Here is a 23,245-nt window from a genome sequence, read left to right on the forward strand (position 1 = left end):
TTGCCTCTTGTGAAAAATCTGTGAATGGTTCGTGTTTGTATGGAATCATACTTAATCCTCCCTTGTGAGATGTGTTTGGGTATGCAAAAAACATTGACGCAAAATATCTTTGCGTATAAAATATTCTTACACTTATTATAATGCAAAATTTCGTTGCATATTTCAAGTAAAAAATTTTTGAGGTGCACATTTTTATGAAAAATTCTGAACCTTTACTACCTTTTTATGAGTTTATTGCAACAAATGTATCCGTTGGTATTCATGCAGTAGACCTATCTGGCAAAACAATTATTTACAATACGAAAATGAAAGAAATTGAAGGATTTCATTTTGATGAACTTGCAGACCGTTCCATTATTGAAATGTTTTCCTTCCGTCAACATGAAAGTACATTAATGCGTGTTTTACAAACAGGAAAGAAAGAAATTAATGTTAAACAATCCTACTGGAATAAAAATGGTCATGAAATTACAACAATTAATGATACTTTTCCACTTTTTGCTGATGGAAAACTGATTGGCGCAATCGAATTTGCACGTGATATTACCTCACTGGAAAAGCTTGTTTATCAACCCCTTCGTCGTTACGATGAACCATTAACATTTGATATGATTAAAGCTGATTCTGAATCCATGAAGCAGGTTATCGACAACGCTAAAAAAGCAGCTGCTGTAAAGTTACCAGTATTATTAATTGGCGAATCTGGCACAGGGAAAGACTTAGTAGCAGAGGGAATTCACCACGCGGCTTCACCTGATCCTGATGCCTTTGTAACACTCGTTAGTCGCCGTTCAGCTCAATCGGTGCTCGATAAACTACAGCAATTATTAGAAGAAGATAAAGACTATACCTTTTTCTTTGAACGGATAGATTTTTTAAGCTTAGACATTCAAGAGCAACTTTTAGATATACTACATTCGCTGCCACAGTCCAAATATATGCTGATTGGAAGTGTAGGCAGTGATCCTATTACATTGATTGCCGAAAAAAAGCTGTCAAAATCTCTTTATTATTTCTTTGCAACAATGGCGATTACCATTCCAAATTTAACAGATCGAAAAGAAGACATTCTTCCATTTGTTGAAGATTATTTTAGTCGACATCGAGAACGATTTGCCTCACAAGTCACTGAACTTGCACCAGATGTACAGGAATTATTTTTACAGTATGATTGGCCAGGAAATCTAAAGGAGCTTGAGCTACTACTGGATGAAATTGTTTCATTTATGACAACGGAAACCACTGTTACTTCAGATTTATTACCTTTACATTTCCGCTTCAAAGTGCAACAGCAAGATACAAATAATCGTGAGCCAGAATTTTTTATGTTCCATCAAAATCATAATGTTATGCCACTCGATGCCTATTTGCGTGAAGCCGAATCATATTATGTGCAAAATGTCTTAAATTTATATGAGGGCAATATTACAAAGGCAGCGAATGCGCTTGGTATGAGCAGACAAAACCTACAATATCGAATCCGTAAAATAAAAAAGCAATAGAAAAAAACGAGGATACCTTCATTCGAAAGCATCCTCGTTTTTTTATTGACCAGATTGTTCAATCCAGTCCTGCAATTTATCTTTTAAGGAATTAAAACCATTTGCATCCGATTCATCTACACGGTCCTGCAATGATTTACGTGGTGGTGCATCTTTTTTTCTTACTGTTGCTGGGCGATCCTGTAGCGCTCTCATCGATAAACTAATTTTTTCGGCCTCTTCATCGATTTCAAGAATTTTGACTTCTACTTCTTGCCCAACAGCTAAAAATTCACTAACGTCCTTCACAAAGCCGTATGTTATTTCCGAAATATGCACAAGGCCTTGCGTATTGTCATCTAATGCAACAAATGCACCGTATGGTTGAATACCTGTAACTTTTCCGGTCAACACGTCTCCTAATTCATATTTTTTTACCATAACCTTTGCCCACTTTCTTTTGTTTGCTACGTATATATCGCTTAAATTATAACATACGTGTAAAAACGGGGCAAAAAATCATCTCATCAATCCATGATACCAATTATACGGTAAAAACCGTCTTCATTTTGAGATAATCTAAACAAAAGTTGCTTGCCATACTCTTTTTGATGTTCTTCATCAAGTCGTACAGCCACCATTGGATAATTGCCGTTGTATTGCGCCATTTGGCTAATAATAGATAAGTTCTTCACTTTGTTTAAAAAATCCGACTCTATTTCTACATTTGATAGGATTACTTTCTCTTGCAATGATTCATCTCCAATAGAAATTGCATATAAATAAAGGGAAACCATATTTAAAGGACTAAGCTGATTAATAAATGGTTCAGGGTCACTTTTCAAATACTGATCATAAATTTTCTTAATTTGTGCAATCTCCGCATCATCGATGTCTACAATATTAAATTCTTCAACTGCCGTATCTTTCCTAATTTGCAAAATGGCCGTTGAAATATCTTGTTTGGACAGCCCTACTAACGTTGCTGAGTTGTTATATTGGTGTAATTCATTTAAAATAGTTGCCGCATTCTTTGTCATTACCTCCCCATACTTTCCATTAGCAACTTTTTGTAAAAAATTCAGGTATTCTTTATTAACGATTCCCTTGTCAGTATACACTTGATAGTTAGTGGTTCCTTTCATTAGAGCTAACCAAGTATTTTCAAATACTGCCTTTAATTCCTTATAAGTAGCATTCGCCGTATTGATATCAAACAACAATGAACGCTCCATAATTTTCAAGGATTCAGCTGTTTCTTCTCGTGTATATCTCAAGTCTTCTTCTCTTAATAAAAATCCTTTTTGTAAAAACTCAAAGTAACCAAAAATATCAGGGTGCATGTATTTTATAGGCTCAAAAGCAAATTCCCCATCGATGGGATTAGCTTTAAAATAATAAGAACCATCCGTATCCATTTGTAGTTCCATATATTGCTTGCTTGCTGTTTCAATGATTGCTTTTAAATCTGATGGATACTGACTACGATCTATCTTTTTCTTGAAAAACTGTTCATAAGGTTCAAGTAAAGAATTAAAATACACTTCTATGTCATTAAGCGGTTGCTTATATAAGCTAAAGATTCCATAAGATTCATTAAAGGATAATGGCCCATATCCTTTGATTGTCTCTAAGGCTCGTCTTGGGGTCATTAATCCGTCTAAAATTTCTTTCTCCATTATTTGCAATTCCCAATCCTCTTTTATTGGACGTTCATAACTCGTATAGAAGGCCAACAGGGAATCTGCATTTTGAATATATGAAAAAGTATTTAGTTCTTCTACTGAAACTTTCAACTCCCTGCTAATATCTTCTTTCACTCTCTTATATTTCTTGGTGATTCGCTCTACCCATTGTTCATACGTCTCTATCCTGTTGTCATCATTTTCTTGAGAAATCTGTTTATCATTACTATTGTAAGTTTCAGGTTGTCTAATCATATATGAAGTTCCTAATAAACCCACTAATAACACGCTCGCAATACTTACAAACCAAACAACCGACTTTTGCCATCTTGAGGGGCGCTGATGAACTTTATTGATATTTTCAAAAGATAATTCCTTTGATGTATCCTCTTCTTCAATTTGTTTAAAGACAGTATCAGGATCAAGCTTCGGTTCCATTCGTTCATAGGATTTTTTCAGTAGTGCCATGCGTTGGTCAAATTGCTTATCATCCATTTTCAACACTCCCATCTTGCATTAATGCTGCCTTTAGCTTTTCCTTCGCACGTAATAATCGCACTTTCACCGTCGATAACGAAATGTTTAAGACCTCAGCGATTTCTTCGTATTTTAATTCGTGGAAATAATACAACACGAGAGGATAACGGTATTTTTCATTAAGGGCCTGAATAGCACAATGTAGATGCCTGTCCTCTTCAAACAAAAGAACATCCTCTTCAGCAGATGAATGAGTCTTTTGCTGTTGGGCTTGTAACTTGTCCTCTTTTGCCTGCTGCCGTTGTTCCTTACGATAATAATCACGCGTAGCATTTAATGTGATTTTATAGAGCCATGTGGTAAATCGATCCTGTTTAAATTGGTGTAAAAAGCGATACAGTTTGACAAATACCTCCTGTGAAACATCAGCTAAATCATTTGTATGTACACCACATTGAAAGGCAAACTTTTCAACGGTTCGTTGATGTATGCGGATAAGCTCTATATAGGCATCTTTATCTCCTTGCTGCGCCCTTGCTATTAGTTCAACCTCTGTCATAGCTATCCCCCCTTTTTGATAATGAAACGAAGCATTCTACCTAATTGTTACATAATTTAGATGTCTTTCCTTATATGTTATCATTCTAGATTTTTACTCCATCAAATGTCTTCCTATCCACCATCAATTTTCTGATATTTGCTTGTTTTATGAGAAGATTGAGGTAAAATAATACTTTAGTATAAGGAGGATTTATTTTCGTGTCATCGAGGGATCAATTTACAACAAAAATTGGGTGTTATTTTCATTCAGGGGATTTTGCCTTTATTTAAATAAGTATTAGCCTCAATGATTCCATTAAAAAAGAGGTTGTCCAGTGACAACCCCTTTTTTTATAAGGAATATGCAAAATATTTTAAATAATACATTTCGCTTCAAATTTAATCGCAATTAGTTTGTAAGAAATGGCGACACAGTCTTCAAATGGTATCCATTGCTCAAACGAATGCTCATATGTTTCTTGAATAACTTTTGCAAGTGTCGATGGATCATCAATCCCTTGCAATGCTGCTACTACATCTGCTGTTTCTGTATCATAATGGTCTGGACCTAAGTGGAATGGATCCCACTCCTCTAGCAGATGGACAGCTGCTTGATTCATTTTTATATTTTCCAAAATACTCACCTATTATCCTTTGATCATACTCGTATGATACCATAGTAAAAAAAAAAGAAAAGAGTGATTTGCTTGTCTATTTTTGATCAAACTATCAAACGTCGATGTACAAACTCTGTAAAATGGGACGCAATGGAAAAGGTTTATGGCCTAAACGATGCCTCAGATATCTTACCAATGTGGGTAGCCGATATGGATTTTGCTGCTCCAGCAGCCGTTTCAAAGGCTTTACAGCAACATGCCGAACATACTATTTTTGGCTATAGTTATATGAGTGAAGAAGCGATTCAATCCATTGTAGACTGGCAAAGTAGTCGCCATGACTGGCACATTGAGAAAGAAGCCATTCTATTCTGTAATGGTGTTGTGGCTGCATTAGCTAACAGCATTGTTGCCCTAACTAACCCTGGTGACAAAGTACTCATTTCACCTCCAGTTTATCCGCCATTCTTTAACATACCAAAAAGTAATGGTCGTGAAGTTGTAAGCTGCCCATTGGTTGAAGAAGATGGAATGTTTGTCTATGATTTTGAAGCCTTTGAGCAGGCTTTAGCACAAGATGTGAAAGCCTACATACTATGTAACCCGCATAATCCAGGAGGCTATGTATGGGATGAAGCTACTTTAAAGGAAATTGTACGACTATGTGCTAAGTATGATGTCATCATTATTTCTGATGAAATCCATGCTGATTTAATGATGAATGGGGATAAACATATTCCTTTAGCTAAAGTTGCAGGTGATGAAATCAATCGCATTGTTACGTGTATGGCTCCTACTAAAACTTTTAACTTAGCAGGAATTCAAGTTTCATATATGATCGTAACAGATAAGAAAAAACGCTTGAAGCTAGAGGCCATCAATATGGCAAGTGGTCAAGGCTCATTAAATACATTTGCCTCTGTTGCCCTTCATGCTGCTTATACAGAAGGGGCTCCTTGGTTAGATGAATTACTCCCTTATATTTCTGCCAATATGGAGTATGTGAAAGCTGAGTTAGAGCAAATTCCAGGCATTCGTGTTACGATTCCTCAATCCACTTATTTAATCTGGATTGATTACCGAGAGCTGGGGCTTGAAGAGAAGGAGATCATGACTCGCTTACTTGAAATCGGAAAGCTAGCACTAGAACCAGGAACAAAATATGGAGAAGAAGGCCGTGGCTTCCTACGTATGAATGTTGCTTGTTCATTTGATACTGTGAAAGATGGCGTCGAGCGTTTTAAAAAGGTCTTTGCACAATAATAATGGTTGAAAGGATATCTCTCTTTTGGAGATATCCTTTTCCATGTTTAAAAGCTTAAATTTGTGGAAAAGGTTCTTATCAATCGGATTTATAAAGAGGTGTTTTACATGGACATTGTCCCATTAACGATTAAACGTGCCTATATGACCTTCCTTTTTCCCTTCGCCTATTCCGAAAAAAATCGTCAAAAAATCAGTGATGTACTATTAGATGAGGACTTTTCTTTTTTTACCTTGAAAAATACATCACTTGAAGACGCCTTTTATGGTGATATGACGATTATACATGAGGAGCTTGCCCAATTTTTCTATCCTTTTTTGGAGGATAAATTATTTCCAAACGAAATGAATAGCCCTGACTTTATTCGTTTTTCCAAAGCTTTTTATACACAAGGCGCCTTACACCTTCAAGAAAGTCAAATCAATTATGATTACGAAGTGATGAGTATTGATGTGACATTATGTCCTTTTGGGAATGGGATTATAACAGTAAGAGCAAATATAACCGATCAATCACATGATCTAAGTGATATATTAAATTTTATCCACTATTTTAGAGTATTAGAGGCCAAACTACGAGAGGAGAAAGGTGCCAGTCATCATTTTTCATTTGGTCATTGTTCTTCTACAAGTGAATTGTTATTTAAGTATTTTATACCTTATTTACAGCCCTTTCTATTACATCAACAAGACCATAGCTATGAAGGCTTACCGTTCTTTGAAGATGAGCGAATGTTTGCCTCAGCATATTTAATTGCTGAGGAAGAAGCTAAAATTATACCTGAGCATTTATTTCGATTGGGACAAGTAGATGGTAGGACACCTGCTGGCAAACCCTTTATTTCTAGCACTAATCCTGAATATATCTCTAATTATGTACAAGAGCATGCCCATACACGTTGGGCTCCGAACAGTTATATTATCACCTCGTCACAGGCACAAATAACGATGACAAATAGGCCGTTTGCCAAATGTACACATAGTATTCAAGAATTTATGGGTACGCACTATTACAATTTGTTCATTCATTATTTTTATAAAATGATGCTCTTAAAGCTTTCCTATGAGTATAGTGAAATAAAGTGGGGCAAAGATAAACAGGTTGTCAATGAACTAATCGAGCTCATTACAAAGTTTTCTGCACGCTATTATTTTGAAGAAGTCATCGTACGAACAGAAGGCAGAGAAATTTCTCAATTGCTACGAAAGTATTTCCGTATAAATGAACATTATGTCGAAACGAAAGAAACATTGAATAGTTTGTATCGAACACAGGAAGATCAGTCTGATAATCGAAGTAATAATTTACTATTTATTTTAACAGTCTTTACTGTAATATCAGGCATTTATGGGATGAACTTAGTCATTGAAGGTTGGAAAGATAGCAGTGATTTCGATAGCATCGGTAGTTATACACTCTTTGAATGGGTAGCCTTTATTACTGCATTGAGTGGGATTGGTTTATCCCTTGTCCTTGTTTGTGTCACTGCCTTTAAAACACTACGAAACATGGTGCGTCGTGCTAAAAAAAAATATAAATAAAAAGAATCTGTCTCCAGGGAGGCAGATTCTTTTTATTTAAATATTCTGTTGGTTATTTGTACTTTTCTTTTCTGCTAAAATCCGTGCTTCAATTTCCTTAGATTTCATTTCTTGCTTCTTAGAAATTTTTCTAAAAAGCGTAAACACGATAATACATAGAATAAGCATAATTAAAAATTCAAATGCCGCTGGAATATAACCTGATTTGTCTTCTGGGAAATATAAAAATTGATACATAAAGTTTTGCATTTCTACACGTCCTTATACGTATTATTCAAAGACTGTAATTGACTCAATTTTCACATCTTCTAATGGTTTGTCACGGAAATCTTTTTCCACATCCGCAATTTTATCCACAATGTCCATACCTTCTACTACATGACCGAATACTGTGTGTTTATGGTCTAACCAAGGTGTACCACCGTTTTGAGCGTAAGCTTCGATGATTTCTTCAGGGAAGCCTGCACCCTGTAATTGACGAAGCATATCACTTGGAAGGTGCTTCATTTGTACAATAAAGAATTGAGAACCATTTGTGTTTGGACCTGCATTTGCCATTGAAAGCGCTCCACGTAGGTTAAACAATTGCTCTGAGAACTCATCTTCAAAGGAATTACCCCAAATTGATTCTCCGCCCATACCAGTACCAGTTGGGTCGCCACCTTGAATCATGAAGTCTTGAATAACACGGTGGAAAATAATGCCGTTATAGTAGCCTGATTTAGCATGACCTAAAAAGTTCTCAACCGTTTTTGGTGCGTGCTCAGGGAATAATTTAATTTTGATAGCACCTAATGTTGTGTTCATTTCTACAAGCACTTCGCCTGCTTGTACGTCTGTTGTTAATTGTGGAAACATGGAAGTCTCTCCTTTAATGATAAATTTCAGTTTCAATGAAAAAGATGCCTGTGCACCCTTTCTGACCTCATTTTAGTCTAACATACTTCCTACCAGTTTTCTCCCTCAAAGTATTGACGATTTTTGCACTTTTACTATTCCTTTTTAAAACTATATAAATAGGTCCGAGCGAGTATTTGGAATCTATCCAAAATATGTTATTCTGATGAAGGATTTATAGTAAGAGTGGAGGCACACATGAAAAAGGCTTTTGGTTTTTTTATTATCGTTCTATCCCTTCCTGCTTTATGGTGGATTAGCACAAACATTAAAACAGAAATCCATATCGCACAAGCACATGAGGAACAAATGACTAATGCTATACATTTACCTGAGGTAGAGGCCCAGCTACCTGTTACCCTTATTGATCGAAATGGGCAAACATTTAGTGAGGAATATGTCGAATGGCGGCAGCCACTAAGTTTACAAGAAATTCCACAAATTGCCCAGGAAATATTCATTACCAGTGAGGATGCTGATTTTTATACGCATATTGGCTTTGATTTAAGTGCGATTATTCGTGCGGTTGTAGCCAATTCAAATAGCAACACAACCTCTCAAGGTGGTAGTACAATCACGCAGCAGCTTGTTCGGATGCGTTATTTATCTGAAGAAAAAACATATGAACGGAAATTAACAGAGCTTTTTTATGCATATGAATTAGAAAAGGAATTTGATAAAGAAGCCATTTTAACGATGTACCTGAATGAGTCCTATTTTAGCAATCAAGTTTATGGCATTGGCGGAGCAGCCACCTATTATTTTCAAAAGCCACTCCAAGAATTATCCATAGCTGAAATAGCCTTCATTGCGGCCATCCCAAATAACCCCTCCCTTTATAATCCTTTAAAGAATTATGATCAAACTAAAGCAAGGCAGGAGCGCTTGTTAGATACCCTTGCAGCAAATGGGGCTATTACAGAGGAAGAGGCAAAAAACTATAAGGCTGATTCCATTACACTAAATGTGAAAGATAAAATTCAAAGTTATCCAATGTATAGTACTTATGTTCTTCAAGAGTTAAAATGGCTTGTTGCAGAAAAAGAAGGCTATGCGGATCGACTAGGCTTTACAGATAATGAGGAAGAGAAGAAAAAAATTAAAGCGCAATTAGATAATCGACTCAATACATTATTTCAAAATGGACTCATCATTCACACAGCGCTTGATCCAACTAAACAGCAGCATGATGAGGAAAAAATGTCAGCTATTTTAGGAACTAGCCCATTGCAAGCAGCAGGTGCAGCTATTGAGAACCAATCAAGAGAAATAGTTAGTCTGTATGCAGGGAAGAACTATGAAAAATTTGATTTCCATCGTGCATTTCAAGGAACACGCCAACCAGGGTCAGCCTTTAAGCCTCTGGCAGTCTATGCACCGTTCTTCGAAACAACAGCTCATACACCTGATTCGATTGTCAACGGTGGTCGTTATTGTGTTGGCTCGTTTTGCCCACAAAACTATGGGGGCTATACGTATGGTGATGTGTCAATTCGTACTGCTTTTCGACACAGCTATAACACATCTGCACTTCGCCTCTTTCAAACAGTTGGGGTTGAAACAGCCTTTGATTACCTTAATCGCTTTCACTTCCGCTCGATTGTAGAGAAGGATCATAATTATGCCGCATCATTAGGAGGGCTCACCTATGGTGTAACAGCATTAGAACTCGCAGATGCTTATACTAGCTTTATTGATGGCTCTTATGTACTTGCTCATAGTATACGCAAAGTCACAGCTTTCGATGGAACAGAACTTTATAGTTGGGATACACAGCGTGAACAAATTTGGTCTCCTAAAACAGTAAAATACATGCGTGAGCTCCTTGCAGATGTTGTAGCAAACGGTACAGGTCAAGGTGTCTATAGTAACAGCAGCTATGTTGGGGCAAAAACAGGGACAACGAATGACTATCGTGACTACTGGCTTGCTGGACTCAATGACGATTATACCGCTGCCGTATGGTTAGGGTATGATAAACCTCAATCAATGCAGCAATTAGAAGAATACAAAATTCATCATCAATTATTTAATGTTTTGCTTGAGTAGTGAAACAACCAAAAGGTAGTAGTCTTAGCGACTACTACCTTTTCAAAGTGTTAAAAAACAAACCATTAATAAAATTTTTATGAAAGGTGGAAATGGTTTTCCGTTACAGGCTACTTTCTTTCCTGTGGGCGAGCCGGAGTCAAAATGTTAGCTTTTTAGCAACAGTTTTCAAATAAAGTGAAAGTTTCATTATTCTTTATGGAGGATGCTGTTAACATTTTAATAGTATGTATTAATTTGCAAACGGCAAACTTGCCAAAATGCCATTATAGAGCTTTAATACGACATAAACAACTAGTGTTAAAAGAATCGTCCACATAAAAAGCTCAAAGATTAATAGACCGATTGTGCCTCCCATTGATATAAAATGACTCATTTTATAAATCAGGTAAATAAAGTAGGTAAATATTGTGATGACAAAGATACCAATTAAAACATAAATAAATTGGATGGCAAATGCAGAACACATAGCACCTACAAATAAGATAATATAGCCACCTCGAGCCTGACTAACTGTGGCCCCTTCGTTATCCTTTGAAAAGAACAGCATTCCTACCTCATGAATGGTTTCTCCAACAAGCTTAAGGGCAGAAAATAACATAAAAAAAACAATGGCAAAAACAATGAGTAGAAATACACGTAATTCAAAATCTGATAAAAACTCTCGCATTCCCGAATACACACCGATGGCTTGAAAAATCTGTAATGATTTACCAACAGCATACATACCAAATGTCAAACTAAACAATAAAATTGTAATTAATGGTAGATAACCATAGATATATGGGTTCCTCATAAAAAATTTTTTTCCTTTATTTTTATTGATAACTTCCTATTTATAATATAACGAAAATTCTCCAACGACCGCAAGCTAAATCCCAATAGTGCATATGCATTCCCAATTAAAGTACGTTATAATTGATTTACTTACCTGCATAAAGGAGGGTTTTTTTGTTACAAGTACTTTATATTTTTATTCCAATGCTTGTTGCAATATTAGTGCCATTATTATATAAACGCATGAATAATATTCACACAGGTTGGTTTGTTCTTGCTGTACCTGTTACGCTTGCTGTTATTTATACAACATATATTGCTCAAGTTTCTAAAGGTGAAGTATTTACTGCAGAGCTACCTTGGATTCCATCTCTTGATATTTCCATCATCTCATATTTAGATGGACTTAGCTTATTATTCTCATTACTCATTACTGGAATTGGCTCGTTAGTTGTGCTTTACTCCATTTTTTACTTAGATAAACATAAAGAAAAATTACATAACTTTTATGTTTACTTACTGTTATTTATGTCAGCCATGCTGGGAGTAGTACAGTCAGATCATTTAATTACACTCTATTTCTTCTGGGAGCTAACATCCATATCATCATTTTTACTCATCGGCTATTGGTATAATCGGGATGCCTCACGCTTCGGAGCATTAAAGTCTATGATGATTACAGTTGGCGGCGGTTTAATGATGCTAGGTGGTTTCGTTCTTCTTTATTTAATGGGAGGAACCTATTCCATTCGAGAATTGATTGTTATGGCCCCAAATTTAGTAGACCAACCTTTATTCACTTGGTCACTTGTCCTATTACTCTTGGGAGCATTTACAAAATCCGCGCAATTCCCATTCTACATTTGGTTACCAGATGCCATGGAGGCGCCAACACCAGTAAGTGCATACCTTCATTCAGCTACAATGGTCAAAGCAGGTATCTATTTAGTTGCACGATTTACGCCGATATTTGCAGCCTCTGAGCTTTGGGTGTGGCTTGTAACGGGTGTAGGTATCTTAACTTTATTCTGGGGCTCCTTCTTTGCAGTGAAGCAAACTGATTTAAAAGGTATTCTAGCCTTCTCCACAGTGAGTCAGCTTGGACTTATAATGTCACTACTCGGGGCAAGTGCTGTTGCTTTTCATGCAAATGGCTCAGTCGATACCATTAAATTTGCTGCATTTGCTGCCATTTTCCACCTTATCAATCATGCAACATTTAAAGGCAGTCTCTTCATGATTGCAGGCATTGTTGATCATGAAACAGGAACTCGAGATATTCGTAAACTCGGTGGTTTAATGAGTATTATGCCAATTAGTTTTACTGTGGCTGCAATAGGAAGTTTATCAATGGCCGGTCTTCCACCATTTAATGGCTTCTTAAGTAAAGAAATGTTTTTAACAGCCATGCTTGCACTTCAAAAGTTTGAATTCTTCGGCTTTGAAACATGGGGAGCACTCTTCCCTATTGTTGCGTGGATTGCTAGTATTTTTACATTTATCTATAGTTTCTATTTTGTTTTCCGAACATTTAATGGGAATTACAAACCAGAGCAGTTAACTCATAAACCACATGAGGCGCCGATCGGTATGCTAATTTCGCCTATTCTTTTAGCGGCTTTAGTTGTGACAATCTTCTTTATTCCAAACTTTATCGGTAATACCTTTGTAAAACCAGCCGTTCAAGCGATACAGCCATTTTTGTATGATTCACCCCAAGCTGTTGATATTCATGTATCTGCTTGGCACGGCATCACCCCAGAGTTATTGATGACAGTTGGGATTATAATAGTTGGGGTATTGTTATTTGTTGCCTTACCAAAATGGCAGGGGATGTATCAACGATTCCCGCAAGCGTTAACATTAAACAATGCCTATGACAAAATCATGCAGGGATTAGATGTTGGCTTAAATCGTATTTCCCGACGCTATATGACAGGTTCTATGCGTCACTATTTACTTTATATGTTTAGCGGAATAACTATTATTGTAATCGGGTCTCTATTCGTGAAAGATGCATTTAGTATTTCATTCCAAGGAGCCTCCCCAATTAATTTGTATGAAATTATCTTGATCGTCGTTTTATTAATTGGTACGGCCATCACCATCTTGGCTAAATCACGTTTAACAGCCATTATTGGGCTTGGTACTGTAGGCTATACAGTCGCCTTATTCTTTGTCATTTTTAATGCACCTGATTTAGCGCTGACACAGCTCGTTATAGAAACGATTTCAGTAGCACTATTTTTATTAGCATTTTACCATCTACCTAAGCTTGGTAAACGCGAGGAGCGAATGAGGTTCCAGTTAAATCGTGCCATTGTTTCCATTGCAGTTGGTGTGATGGTAACACTTGTTGCGCTGTCAGCTCATTCCCAAAAATTAATTCCGTCTATTGCTAAGTACTACGAGGAAACCGTCTATTCATTAGCGGGTGGTGGAAATATTGTAAACGTAATTTTAGTAGACTATCGTGGTTTCGATACATTGTTTGAAATTACAGTACTCGGCATAGCTGGCATGGCCATCTTAGCTATGATTAAGTTACGTATGAATAGAAAGGAGAACACTCATGAAAACAAATGATGTGATCATACAATTTACAGCTAAAATTGTATTTTTCATTATTTTCTTCTTCTCCATTCATATTTTTTTAGCTGGTCACTATACGCCTGGTGGAGGCTTTGTAGGGGGTCTGTTAACATCAAGTGCACTGGTTCTTTTAGTGTTAGCCTATGATATCAACACAGTCCGTCATATTCTACCTATTAATTACACATATTTAACAGCCATTGGCTTACTATTAGCCCTTGCTACTGCGGCATACCCCATGTTTGTGGGCAAACCGTTTTTCACACATTTCTTTGATTATTTCGATTTACCGCTTCTAGGCAAACAGTCATTACACACGGCTATGCTTTTTGATAGCGGTGTCTATTTGGTTGTTGTCGGCGTTACGATGACCATTATTCAAACGATTGGAGAGGATGAATAATGGAAATAATTATGGCCTTTGTGATCGGCTTTCTTTTTATGGCAGCGGTCTATTTAATCCTATCAAAAAGTTTATTGCGCATTATTATTGGAACAGGTCTGTTAAGTCATGGTGCTCATCTACTCATCTTAACAATGGGTGGTCTTGGTGGTGAAGCTCCACCCGTCTTAAACGAAGGAGCCAAAACATTTGCTGATCCCTTACCCCAAGCACTTATTTTAACTGCGATTGTTATAAGCTTTGGGGTGACAGCATTCTTCCTTGTACTTGCCTACCGTTCCTATCAGGAGCTTAACACGGATGATATTAGCTTAATGAGAGGAAGTGATGAGGATGAATAACTTCCTACTATTACCCATTATCATCCCGTTTTTCTTCGGTATGATTTTAATGTTTGGACAAAAAAATCTAACTTATCAGCGATCATTTTCATTACTTGGGATTGGACTAGCCCTCCTCTCTGCCCTTTCACTGCTTTTAACAGTGAAAGAAGATGGTATTCAAAAGGTCACATTTGGAAATTGGCCTGTTCCTTACGGTATTACAATGGTATCTGATATGGTGTCTGCATTGCTCGTTACAACGACATTGCTTATTGCGCTATTTGTTGTTTGGTATGGCTTCGGTTCTATCACGAAGGAACGCGAACGCTTCTTTTATTACCCTGGTATTATGTTTATTTTAACTGGGGTCAATGGTGCCTTTACAACAGGCGATATTTTTAACTTATTTGTGTTCTTTGAAGTATTGCTAATGGCTTCCTATTTACTCATCGTTTTAGGTGGTGAGAAGGGGCAACTGAAAGGGTCTATTAAATATATTTTAATTAATGTTATTTCTTCGGCCTTATTTGTTATAACAGTTGCCTATTTATATTCTGTAGTAGGGACATTAAACATGGCCGATATTGCGGTAAAAATTGCAGAAATTAATCAACCAGGGATTATTACTGTTATCGCCGTCCTATTTTTAATGGTATTTGGACTAAAAGCAGCCATTTTCCCATTATACTTTTGGCTTCCTACTTCGTATGCAGCAGCCCCGATCCCTGTCTTAACACTATTTGGCGCTCTGCTCACAAAGGTTGGGGTATATGCCATTACACGTACCTACACACTATTTTTTGTACATGATTTATCCTATACGCATGATTTACTAATGGCATTAGCCATTGCAACAATTGTGGCTGGTTGTATTGGAGCACTCGCTTATTTTGATGTAAAACTCATTATTATCTATAACATTGTCATTGCAGTAGGTGTCATTTTATTTGGTGTCTCTCAAATGAATGAGACTTCATTAAAAGGAGCTATGTTTTATTTAATTCACGATATGCTCATTAAGGCAGCACTCTTTATGTTAATCGGCATTGTCATCTATATTACTGGCACATCGGATTTGCGTAAAATGGGTGGGCTTATGAAAAAATACCCTGCACTTGGTTGGTGTTATTTAATAGCAGCTTTTGGCTTAGCTGGAATTCCTCCACTTAGCGGGTTTGTTGGAAAGCTGTTAATTGTTCAGGGAGGCTTTGAGGCTGGAAGTATGTGGAGCAGTATTTTCATTTTGGCATCTTCATTGCTTGTTTTACTATCCGTGATTCGTATTTTCCTTTATGCCTTTTGGGGTGAGGAAAAAGAAACACAAGGTACAATCGACAAATCTACCTATAAAATGCTGTTTATGCCTACTGCCGTTTTAGTACTTATTACTGTCGCATATGGTGTCGGTTCTGAATGGATTACGCCATTTATGGATGATGCCGCAAAACTATTAAATGATCCATCTATCTATATAGATGCTGTCATGAAGGAGGAGTAACACTATGGCATTTCAAATGATTTTAAATTTTGTACTTGCCTTCGTCTGGATGTTCCTTTCCTCTAATTACACAGCAACTGGTTTTATCATTGGATTCATTATGGGAATACTTTTACTTATTCTCATGCGGAGGTTTTTCAAGTCTCGTCTTTATGTCTATCGATTATGGGCTCTGCTAAACTTAACGTTATTGTTCTTTAAAGAATTAATTCTAGCAAATGTTCAAGTGTTGAAAGTAGTGTTAAAGCCTAAGCTGGACATGCAACCTGCCTTTTTTGCTTATCCAACTGTTCTAACACAAGACTGGGAAATCACGTTATTGTCGAGTCTTATTACTTTAACACCAGGAACAGTCGTAGTGCATGTATCGGATGATGCGAAAACATTGTATGTACATGCAATTGATATTAACGATGTGGATGAAGCCATTGCTTCCATTCGAGATTCATTTGAAAAAGCGATTTTGGAGGTGAGTAGATCATGACAACATTTATTATTGCTGTAATCGTAGTGATTTGCTTATCGATGATAGCGGTCATTTATCGAATGGTAAAAGGTCCTTCCGCATCCGATCGTGTTGTTGCCTTGGATTCACTTGGTGTTTCACTCATTTCCCTAATCGGACTATTTTCGATTTTAGTGGAAACAAGCTTCTTTCTTGAAATCATTTTATTGCTAGCAATTTTATCGTTTATCGGTACGATGGCTTTCTCTAAATTCATAGAGAAAGGAGATATCATCAAACGTGACAATTCTCGCTAATAGTTTAGTTATCTTTTTTATTACTGTTGGGGTACTCTTTATTGTCGTGACAGCTATCGGACTTGTCCGCTTACCTGATTTGTATACACGTGCCCATGCCGCTTCAAAAAGTGCAACACTTGGCGTCATGTGTGTGCTTATCGGTGTATTCTTTCACTTTTGGCTGATTGAAGATCATTTCAACCCTCGTATTTTACTGGGAATACTCTTTCTCTTTATCACTGGTCCTGTTGGCGGACACATTATGACGCGTTCTTCCTATATTGCTGGTGTTAAGCCATGGAAAGGTACCGTACGTGATGAACTAGGTCCTGAAATTGACAGAATGAAAAAGGAACAAGGTGTAAAATAAACATAAAAATCTGCCCGATTACTAAATCGAGCAGATTTTTTTAGTTAAATATATCCTTTGGCAGTTAAAATATTTGTCAGTTGCTCCACACATTCTTCTATGGAATGCTGTTCTGTATCCAAAATAACTTCTGGGTTAATTGGTTCTTCATATGGAGCGCTAATCCCTGTAAAATTAGCAATTTCAGCATTCCTTGCTTTTTTATACAAACCTTTCGGATCTCTTTTTTCACATGTTTCTACTGAACACTTTACATAGACCTCTAAAAATTCACCATCCTCTACAAGTGCCCGAACTACCTGGCGATCTTCTCGATAAGGTGAAATAAAAGCCGTTAGCACAATTTGACCGCTCTCTATAAATAACTTTGAGACTTCACCTATTCGACGAATATTTTCCTTGCGCCCTGCCTCATCGAATCCTAAGTCACTATTTAAGCCATGGCGCACATTATCACCATCTAATACGAAGGCTTGATTGCTCCTTTCAAATAATCGACGGGCAAAAGCATTGGCCACGGATGATTTCCCTGAAGCAGATAAACCCGTAAACCATAAAATAAAGCTTTGATGTTTATTTTTTGAACGACGTTCCTCTTTTGTAATGGAGGCTTCATGCCAAACAATGTTTGAACTCATTTTACTACCTCCTTACTCATGCCTTTAATTAAAATGTCTACAACTTCTTTACGACTGAATGTACTTGGTGGTACTTCTCCATTTCGTAGCATCTCACGTACCTTCGTTCCTGATAGAATGACATGGGCAGAGCTATCATGTGGACACGTCTTTGTCGTAGCCATGCCTTCACATTGCTGACAATAAAAGCTATGCTCAAACTTTAGTGGGACAATTCCTAATTCATCTTCAGTAAACTGTTCAAAAATCTTTTGTGCATCATATGTGCCATAATAATCACCAACACCTGCATGATCACGACCAACAATAAAATGAGTACAGCCATAATTTTTTCTAACAAGTGCATGGAAAATAGCTTCCTTTGGTCCTGCATACCGCATAGCGGCTGGAAAAATACCTAATTGTACACGACTTTCAGGATAATAGTTTTTTAATAAAACCTCATAGCTCTCCATACGTATAGCAGCTGACACATCATCTGATTTTGTTTCACCAACAAGTGGATTTAGAAATAACCCATCAATCGTTTCAAGTGCTGCCTTTTGAATATATTCATGTGCCCTATGGACTGGATTACGTGTTTGGAAGCCAACAATCGTTTTCCATCCCTTGTCAGCAAATAATTGTCGCGTTTCTACTGGGTCAAATGAATAAGCAGGGAACTTTTGTGTAAGACGTTTAATCAACGTAATTTTTCCTCCGACATAAATGGCAGGTCGATCAAAGAGCTTTTGAACGCCAGGATGTGCTAAATCCTCTGTTCCATAGACAAGCAAAGCCTCTTTTCGTTTATTCGGCTCATAAATATCTGCCACTTCAATAACGCCATATACCTCATCACCATAAACAAGCTTCACCTCATCACCAGGCTGTAAGATGGACGCTTTCTCTTTTGTAACAGGTAATGTAATCGGAATACTCCATACTACGCCTGATGCTAAACGACTTTGTTCCACGACTGACTCATAGTCTACTTGTGTTAAAAAACCATCGATTGGGCTATACCCCCCTATAGCAATTAACTCTAAATCACTTAACGAAATCGCATCCAGCTCAATTTCCTTATGAATAGTAGTGATTTCCTTTTCTGGATCAAATGCTTGCACAAGTAGCCCACCATGTGGTTGTAAACTCATTAAAATCTCCTCCTAATTCTAGTTAAATACTAAGTTTTATAGTCAAAATCTAGTGATGACACGATTCAATTTAAATGCCTTCACCTGCATCATAGATAGACTGCTCTTCTTCACGCATCGTACGCATCAGACTAATGACTCCTAGCGTCCCAACGATAATACTGCCATTCAAAATAATGGTATAAAGGTCCTTTTCTAAAAATAACTGCACTAAAAAATAAGAAATGACTAACGAAAAGATGGGTGATACAATCCAAATGCGTATAATTTTTTTCACAATATGCTTATGGAAGATTTGCTTTCCGTTTTTGGCCATCCCCATCCCGATGATGGAAGAAGAAGTGACTTGTGTTAATGGGACTGGAAGCCCAAAAACTGAGCTTATGCCAACAAGCAGGGCACCTGTACTTGAAATGAGAATGCCCTCTGCCTTTTGAAAGCGCACTATTTTTTTACCGTTTGTTTCAAGCACTCGTTTACCAAGTAGTAGAGCACCTATTGCGACAAATGCACCGCCAAGCACAATGCCCGTTGTCACATCCATCATTCCTGCTCCCACCAACGGTCCAACTGCATTGGCAACATTATTCATCCCCGCTGAGAATGCTTCGAAAAATCCTGCTAATACGAGAAGAACAGTTAAAATTGGATGATCTTTCAGCAGTCCTCTGATTTGTAACTTATATAAAAATTTTCCACATACAAGAGCAATGACAAAGGCAACAAGTGGTACAATCACCCAAAATGAAATGATGACAAGCAGCGAATTAACGAATAATACTTTATAGGCAATTCCTACACCTACAACAGCTCCCACAGTTACTTCACTCGTTGATAAGGGTATGCCTAAAAGATTGGCGAAAAATAACGAGCTTGTCGCAGAAATCAAGATAATAATGACAACCTTTACCGTTATATATTCCTGGGGCATAATACCTGAGCTTATCGTTTTGACTACTTCTCCTCCGCCTAATACAGCCCCACTGTAGACGCCTATCGCGCATAAAAGCAATGCTTGCCACGCTTTTTTAATGGCACCTGCCCCATAAGCAACACCCATTGAGGCTGCTGCACCGCTTGCTCCTATGTTCATCGCAAAAAATAAACTAATAGCTATTGCAAAATATTCAAGCATGGCAGAACTCCTTTATTCATGTAACCCACACTCGGTTTTACCAGAACCTTGCCATCTACCTGAACGTAAATCCTCCATTGTAAATGCTGGTTTCGTACAATGCTCACAGCCGATGCTTGGATAGCCTTGATCGTGTAACGGATTGTATGGCAAACTGTGCTTTGAAACATAGCGCCAGACATCCTTCCAAGTCCAATGAATCAATGGACAAACTTTAATTGATTTAAATTTATCATCACGATTTAGAAAGTTTGTTTGTTGACGTGTTGGTGATTGCTCACGACGTAAGCCTGATATCCAAGCCTTTTTACCTGATAAGGCTTCGTGTAAAGGTTTTATCTTACGAATATCACAGCACTTATTTGGGTTGGACTTCCATAGTTCGTCACCATGTTGTGTAGCTTGTTGCTCTAGTGTAAGAGCTGGCTTTTTCATGACAATGTTGAGTTGTGGATATTTTTCTTTGACTTTATTAATGGTTTCATATGTTTCTTTAAAGTGTACATCTGTATCCAAAAAAACAATCGTAGCGTTAGGCTTTACCTTTGAAATGAGATCAATTAAGACAATGCCCTCAATACCAAAGCTACATGCATAGACGATTTCATCTCCATATTGCTGATAGCTCCACTGTAAAACCTCTAGTGCAGCCTTATACAAATCATCAACCTGAAAATCAATGATCGGTTCTTGCCAATTTTCATAAGTTAACATCGAATCCCCCTCATAGCAAAAAGGCGTTCTAACAAAAGACACAGAAAAAACAGGTCTTTGTTAAAACGCCTCTAGTTTGACTAGCCAGCTCTATATTTAATGATTGTTTACTAGTAGTTGCTACCTCGTTACACAATCATTCTTCTTATTACCAAATATATACTAAAGTACACCAAGCAGTCAACTAGGTTTTTGAAATATCTTTCCCATACACCCACTTGTTCCTGTTCTCTGCTGCATATGATGAGTGGTATCTAGGACACTCGCATTTAATTTTCAAAATAAATAATCTTTTTTATAATTCCTTGTTGACTAATAGGAAATATATGTTTAATGTATTACTAAAGCTTTAACCTAAATAAAAAAACGCTGATCAGAGGATCTGAAGGCCATCTCCCCATGTTGTCATTTCATTGTGGGTGATGGCTTTTTGCATTCTTAAGACAGAAAAGGGGCGAAATAATGATGAAAAAAAGGAGCTATGTTCTCCAATCATTGGCATTGTTAACTATGCTTACGCTTAGTTTAGCTGGCTGTGGAAGTGCTAACTCAGATGAAAAAGCAAGCGGTCAGGAAGATAAGAAGTCTGTAGAGCTACTAAATGTCTCCTATGATCCAACACGCGAGCTTTACGAGGAGTTCAACAAAGATTTTATAAAAAAATGGAAGGATGATACCGGCCAAGATGTCACAATCAATCAATCACATGGTGGATCTGGTAAACAGGGGCGTGCAGTTATTGATGGTCTTGAAGCCGACGTAGTGACACTTGCACTTGCTTATGATATCGATGAAATTGCTCAAACACGCGAGCTGCTGAATAAAGATTGGCAAACCGAGTTTGATCATAATTCGACTCCCTATACATCTACAATTGTGTTTTTAGTACGCAAGGGCAATCCAAAAAACATACAAGATTGGGATGATTTGATTCAAGACGACGTGTCTGTTATTACGCCTAATCCCAAAACATCTGGGGGTGCGCGTTGGAACTACTTAGCCGCTTGGGCTTATGCCGGAAAATTATATAACAATGATGAAACAAAAATAAAAGAGTTTATGAAATCACTTTACAGCAATGTAGAAGTACTTGATTCTGGCGCTCGTGGAGCTACAACAACATTCGTAGAACGTAAAATTGGAGATGTCTTAATTGCGTGGGAAAATGAAGCATACCTCTCTCTCAATGAATTAGGTAAGGATGAATTTGAAATCATCACGCCTTCATTAAGTATTTTAGCAGAGCCACCAGTTGCAGTTGTAGACAAAATCGTAGATAAAAAAGGGACACGTGAAGTCGCTGAAGCTTACTTGCAGCATTTATATAGTGATATCGGGCAAGAAATTGCGGCGAAAAATTATTATCGACCACGTAATGAAACAATTCTAGCAAAATATAAAGAGCAATTCCCTCAACTTGAACTTGTCTCAATTGATGATTTTGGTGGTTGGGCAAAAGCACAAGCAACCCATTTTAAAGATGGTGGTACCTTCGATGAAATATACGTACCACAATAAGGAGCGTTTTGATGAGTAGTTTAATCATTCCTAAAAAATCGCGGCGAATTATTCCAGGCTTTCATTTATCTCTTGGATATACAATGCTATACGTAAGTTTACTAGTGTTACTACCACTTTCAATGATTTTCATTCATACCATGTCCTTAAGCTGGTCAGCATTCATCGATATCATTACAGATCCTCGTGCTGTTGCTTCCTACAAAGTGAGCTTCAGCACTGCGCTGATCGCAGGCTTACTAAATGTGATTTTCGGTACGATTATTGCATGGGTTCTCGTCCGCTATCAATTTCCCTTTAAACGAATCATTGATGGGCTTGTAGACTTACCCTTTGCATTACCTACTGCTGTTGCTGGTATTGCTTTAACATCTCTCTATGCACCAAACGGTTGGATCGGTCAATTTTTTAATTTTAAAATTGCCTTTACACCTCTTGGCATCATTATTGCTTTAACCTTTATCGGGCTACCCTTTGTTGTACGTACAGTCCAACCCGTCTTACAAAATATTAGTGCTGAGGTGGAGGAAGCTTCGGCAAGCCTTGGAGCCAACCGTTTACAAACCTTCCGTAAAGTTATCTTACCAGAGCTAGTACCTGCTATTTTAACTGGCTTTTCCTTAGCCTTTGCGCGCGCTTTAGGTGAATATGGCTCGGTTGTTTTTATTGCAGGAAATATGCCGATGAAAACGGAAATTACGCCATTAATTATTATGACAAAGCTTGAGCAATATGATTATGCTGGGGCAACTGCCATAGCTGTTGTCATGCTTGTGACGTCCTTTATTTTGTTGTTCACCATTAACTTGATACAATGGCTAGCCAATCGTCGGTTTGTACATTAGG

At 37.4% G+C, this 23,245-nt stretch carries 24 protein-coding genes; 13 read left to right on the forward strand and 11 right to left on the reverse strand.

Annotated elements, in window-relative coordinates; translation table 11 throughout:
• Window positions 1–194: 194 nt before the first annotated feature.
• Window positions 195–1,502, forward strand: a complete 1,308-nt coding sequence (locus CD31_RS14380) for a sigma-54-dependent Fis family transcriptional regulator (protein WP_016995156.1) — start codon at window positions 195–197, stop codon at window positions 1,500–1,502.
• Between the two features lie 42 nt (window positions 1,503–1,544).
• Here the strand turns inward: CD31_RS14380 and yugI are convergent, their stop codons facing one another.
• From yugI to CD31_RS14400, 4 genes are all read right to left on the reverse strand, one after another.
• A complete protein-coding gene (gene yugI, locus CD31_RS14385; RefSeq protein WP_004228409.1) occupies window positions 1,545–1,922 on the reverse strand; it encodes a S1 domain-containing post-transcriptional regulator GSP13 in 378 nt (125 codons plus the stop codon).
• Window positions 1,923–2,008: 86 nt separating this feature from the next.
• Window positions 2,009–3,661 carry a hypothetical protein gene (locus CD31_RS14390; RefSeq protein ID WP_036078543.1) on the reverse strand — a complete coding sequence of 551 codons (1,653 nt, stop codon included), beginning with the start codon at window positions 3,659–3,661 and terminating at the stop codon, window positions 2,009–2,011.
• Entirely contained in the window at window positions 3,654–4,202 is a 549-nt protein-coding gene (locus CD31_RS14395; protein WP_036078546.1) for an RNA polymerase sigma factor, read from the reverse strand. The genes CD31_RS14390 and CD31_RS14395 overlap by 8 nt, the downstream gene beginning before the upstream one ends.
• 355 nt (window positions 4,203–4,557) lie before the next feature.
• Window positions 4,558–4,818, reverse strand: a complete 261-nt coding sequence (locus tag CD31_RS14400) for a DUF1871 family protein (RefSeq protein ID WP_004228396.1) — start codon at window positions 4,816–4,818, stop codon at window positions 4,558–4,560.
• A 72-nt stretch (window positions 4,819–4,890) separates the two neighbouring features.
• Here CD31_RS14400 and CD31_RS14405 point away from each other — a divergent pair, with 72 nt between their 5' ends.
• Both CD31_RS14405 and CD31_RS14410 read left to right on the forward strand, forming a co-directional pair.
• Entirely contained in the window at window positions 4,891–6,063 is a 1,173-nt protein-coding gene (locus CD31_RS14405) for a MalY/PatB family protein (protein ID WP_036078551.1), read from the forward strand.
• A 108-nt stretch (window positions 6,064–6,171) separates the two neighbouring features.
• Window positions 6,172–7,605, forward strand: a complete 1,434-nt coding sequence (locus CD31_RS14410) for a magnesium transporter CorA family protein (RefSeq protein ID WP_036078553.1) — start codon at window positions 6,172–6,174, stop codon at window positions 7,603–7,605.
• A 36-nt stretch (window positions 7,606–7,641) separates the two neighbouring features.
• Here the strand turns inward: CD31_RS14410 and CD31_RS14415 are convergent, their stop codons facing one another.
• Complete coding sequence (locus CD31_RS14415; protein ID WP_016995163.1) at window positions 7,642–7,854, reverse strand: hypothetical protein; 213 nt, start codon at window positions 7,852–7,854, stop codon at window positions 7,642–7,644.
• A gap of 21 nt (window positions 7,855–7,875) precedes the next feature.
• Window positions 7,876–8,463 (reverse strand): peptidylprolyl isomerase, encoded by a 588-nt coding sequence (locus tag CD31_RS14420; protein ID WP_004228389.1) that lies wholly within the window; start codon window positions 8,461–8,463, stop codon window positions 7,876–7,878.
• A 237-nt stretch (window positions 8,464–8,700) separates the two neighbouring features.
• On the opposite strand from CD31_RS14420, the gene CD31_RS14425 reads away from it, so the two are divergent.
• Window positions 8,701–10,551 (forward strand): transglycosylase domain-containing protein, encoded by a 1,851-nt coding sequence (locus CD31_RS14425; protein ID WP_036078554.1) that lies wholly within the window; start codon window positions 8,701–8,703, stop codon window positions 10,549–10,551.
• 232 nt (window positions 10,552–10,783) lie between these two features.
• Here CD31_RS14425 and CD31_RS14430 read toward each other — a convergent pair whose 3' ends face one another.
• Window positions 10,784–11,347: a DUF5366 family protein gene (locus tag CD31_RS14430; RefSeq protein WP_036078555.1), complete on the reverse strand. Its 564-nt coding sequence runs from the start codon at window positions 11,345–11,347 to the stop codon at window positions 10,784–10,786.
• Window positions 11,348–11,502: 155 nt separating this feature from the next.
• Here CD31_RS14430 and CD31_RS14435 point away from each other — a divergent pair, with 155 nt between their 5' ends.
• From CD31_RS14435 to mnhG, 7 genes are read left to right on the forward strand one after another with little or no spacing between them, the layout of a single operon-like run.
• Window positions 11,503–13,914, forward strand: coding sequence for a Na+/H+ antiporter subunit A (locus CD31_RS14435; protein ID WP_081977503.1), 2,412 nt, complete (start codon window positions 11,503–11,505; stop codon window positions 13,912–13,914).
• Window positions 13,901–14,323, forward strand: a complete 423-nt coding sequence (locus tag CD31_RS14440; RefSeq protein WP_004228380.1) for a Na(+)/H(+) antiporter subunit B — start codon at window positions 13,901–13,903, stop codon at window positions 14,321–14,323. The genes CD31_RS14435 and CD31_RS14440 overlap by 14 nt, the downstream gene beginning before the upstream one ends.
• A complete protein-coding gene (locus tag CD31_RS14445; RefSeq protein ID WP_004228379.1) occupies window positions 14,323–14,664 on the forward strand; it encodes a Na(+)/H(+) antiporter subunit C in 342 nt (113 codons plus the stop codon). Before CD31_RS14440 ends, CD31_RS14445 begins: the two co-directional genes overlap by 1 nt.
• Entirely contained in the window at window positions 14,657–16,144 is a 1,488-nt protein-coding gene (locus tag CD31_RS14450) for a Na+/H+ antiporter subunit D (RefSeq protein WP_036078556.1), read from the forward strand. The genes CD31_RS14445 and CD31_RS14450 overlap by 8 nt, the downstream gene beginning before the upstream one ends.
• A gap of 4 nt (window positions 16,145–16,148) precedes the next feature.
• Window positions 16,149–16,628, forward strand: a complete 480-nt coding sequence (locus CD31_RS14455) for a Na+/H+ antiporter subunit E (RefSeq protein WP_016995166.1) — start codon at window positions 16,149–16,151, stop codon at window positions 16,626–16,628.
• The gene (locus CD31_RS14460; protein ID WP_004228375.1) at window positions 16,625–16,906 is read left to right on the forward strand and encodes a Na(+)/H(+) antiporter subunit F1; all 282 of its coding nucleotides are present in this window, start codon (window positions 16,625–16,627) and stop codon (window positions 16,904–16,906) included. Before CD31_RS14455 ends, CD31_RS14460 begins: the two co-directional genes overlap by 4 nt.
• A complete protein-coding gene (mnhG, locus tag CD31_RS14465) occupies window positions 16,890–17,258 on the forward strand; it encodes a monovalent cation/H(+) antiporter subunit G (RefSeq protein ID WP_004228373.1) in 369 nt (122 codons plus the stop codon). The genes CD31_RS14460 and mnhG overlap by 17 nt, the downstream gene beginning before the upstream one ends.
• 44 nt (window positions 17,259–17,302) lie before the next feature.
• Here the strand turns inward: mnhG and cysC are convergent, their stop codons facing one another.
• The 4 genes from cysC to CD31_RS14485 form a co-directional block, all read right to left on the reverse strand.
• Window positions 17,303–17,896: an adenylyl-sulfate kinase gene (gene cysC / locus CD31_RS14470; protein WP_036078557.1), complete on the reverse strand. Its 594-nt coding sequence runs from the start codon at window positions 17,894–17,896 to the stop codon at window positions 17,303–17,305.
• Window positions 17,893–19,032 (reverse strand): sulfate adenylyltransferase, encoded by a 1,140-nt coding sequence (gene sat / locus CD31_RS14475; RefSeq protein WP_036078558.1) that lies wholly within the window; start codon window positions 19,030–19,032, stop codon window positions 17,893–17,895. The genes cysC and sat overlap by 4 nt, the downstream gene beginning before the upstream one ends.
• A gap of 70 nt (window positions 19,033–19,102) precedes the next feature.
• Window positions 19,103–20,167, reverse strand: a complete 1,065-nt coding sequence (locus CD31_RS14480; RefSeq protein ID WP_036078559.1) for a sulfate permease — start codon at window positions 20,165–20,167, stop codon at window positions 19,103–19,105.
• A gap of 12 nt (window positions 20,168–20,179) precedes the next feature.
• Window positions 20,180–20,881, reverse strand: a complete 702-nt coding sequence (locus CD31_RS14485) for a phosphoadenylyl-sulfate reductase (RefSeq protein ID WP_036078561.1) — start codon at window positions 20,879–20,881, stop codon at window positions 20,180–20,182.
• A 465-nt stretch (window positions 20,882–21,346) separates the two neighbouring features.
• Between CD31_RS14485 and CD31_RS14490 the strand changes: the two genes are divergently transcribed.
• Together CD31_RS14490 and cysT are read left to right on the forward strand one after the other, a co-directional pair.
• Window positions 21,347–22,399: a sulfate ABC transporter substrate-binding protein gene (locus tag CD31_RS14490; protein ID WP_036078862.1), complete on the forward strand. Its 1,053-nt coding sequence runs from the start codon at window positions 21,347–21,349 to the stop codon at window positions 22,397–22,399.
• Between the two features lie 11 nt (window positions 22,400–22,410).
• Window positions 22,411–23,244 (forward strand): sulfate ABC transporter permease subunit CysT, encoded by an 834-nt coding sequence (cysT, locus tag CD31_RS14495; protein ID WP_036078563.1) that lies wholly within the window; start codon window positions 22,411–22,413, stop codon window positions 23,242–23,244.
• Window position 23,245 lies beyond the last annotated feature (1 nt).

It is taken from the genome of Lysinibacillus boronitolerans JCM 21713 = 10a = NBRC 103108, assembly GCF_000772935.1.
Taxonomy (GTDB): Bacteria; Bacillota; Bacilli; order Bacillales_A; family Planococcaceae; genus Lysinibacillus; species Lysinibacillus boronitolerans.

Excerpts from the sequence above, each read along its gene's own strand:
- CD31_RS14380 (WP_016995156.1), top strand. The coding sequence starts at position 195 with ATGAAAAATTCTGAACCTTTACTACCTTTTTATGAGTTTATTGCAACA.
- yugI (WP_004228409.1), bottom strand. The coding sequence starts at position 1,922 with ATGGTAAAAAAATATGAATTAGGAGACGTGTTGACCGGAAAAGTTACA.
- CD31_RS14390 (WP_036078543.1), bottom strand. The coding sequence starts at position 3,661 with ATGGATGATAAGCAATTTGACCAACGCATGGCACTACTGAAAAAATCC.
- CD31_RS14395 (WP_036078546.1), bottom strand. The coding sequence starts at position 4,202 with ATGACAGAGGTTGAACTAATAGCAAGGGCGCAGCAAGGAGATAAAGAT.
- CD31_RS14410 (WP_036078553.1), top strand. The coding sequence starts at position 6,172 with ATGGACATTGTCCCATTAACGATTAAACGTGCCTATATGACCTTCCTT.
- CD31_RS14415 (WP_016995163.1), bottom strand. The coding sequence starts at position 7,854 with ATGCAAAACTTTATGTATCAATTTTTATATTTCCCAGAAGACAAATCA.
- CD31_RS14420 (WP_004228389.1), bottom strand. The coding sequence starts at position 8,463 with ATGTTTCCACAATTAACAACAGACGTACAAGCAGGCGAAGTGCTTGTA.
- CD31_RS14425 (WP_036078554.1), top strand. The coding sequence starts at position 8,701 with ATGAAAAAGGCTTTTGGTTTTTTTATTATCGTTCTATCCCTTCCTGCT.
- CD31_RS14430 (WP_036078555.1), bottom strand. The coding sequence starts at position 11,347 with ATGAGGAACCCATATATCTATGGTTATCTACCATTAATTACAATTTTA.
- CD31_RS14440 (WP_004228380.1), top strand. The coding sequence starts at position 13,901 with ATGAAAACAAATGATGTGATCATACAATTTACAGCTAAAATTGTATTT.
- CD31_RS14445 (WP_004228379.1), top strand. The coding sequence starts at position 14,323 with ATGGAAATAATTATGGCCTTTGTGATCGGCTTTCTTTTTATGGCAGCG.
- CD31_RS14450 (WP_036078556.1), top strand. The coding sequence starts at position 14,657 with ATGAATAACTTCCTACTATTACCCATTATCATCCCGTTTTTCTTCGGT.
- CD31_RS14455 (WP_016995166.1), top strand. The coding sequence starts at position 16,149 with ATGGCATTTCAAATGATTTTAAATTTTGTACTTGCCTTCGTCTGGATG.
- CD31_RS14460 (WP_004228375.1), top strand. The coding sequence starts at position 16,625 with ATGACAACATTTATTATTGCTGTAATCGTAGTGATTTGCTTATCGATG.
- cysC (WP_036078557.1), bottom strand. The coding sequence starts at position 17,896 with ATGAGTTCAAACATTGTTTGGCATGAAGCCTCCATTACAAAAGAGGAA.
- sat (WP_036078558.1), bottom strand. The coding sequence starts at position 19,032 with ATGAGTTTACAACCACATGGTGGGCTACTTGTGCAAGCATTTGATCCA.
- CD31_RS14480 (WP_036078559.1), bottom strand. The coding sequence starts at position 20,167 with ATGCTTGAATATTTTGCAATAGCTATTAGTTTATTTTTTGCGATGAAC.
- CD31_RS14485 (WP_036078561.1), bottom strand. The coding sequence starts at position 20,881 with ATGTTAACTTATGAAAATTGGCAAGAACCGATCATTGATTTTCAGGTT.
- CD31_RS14490 (WP_036078862.1), top strand. The coding sequence starts at position 21,347 with ATGAAAAAAAGGAGCTATGTTCTCCAATCATTGGCATTGTTAACTATG.
- cysT (WP_036078563.1), top strand. The coding sequence starts at position 22,411 with ATGAGTAGTTTAATCATTCCTAAAAAATCGCGGCGAATTATTCCAGGC.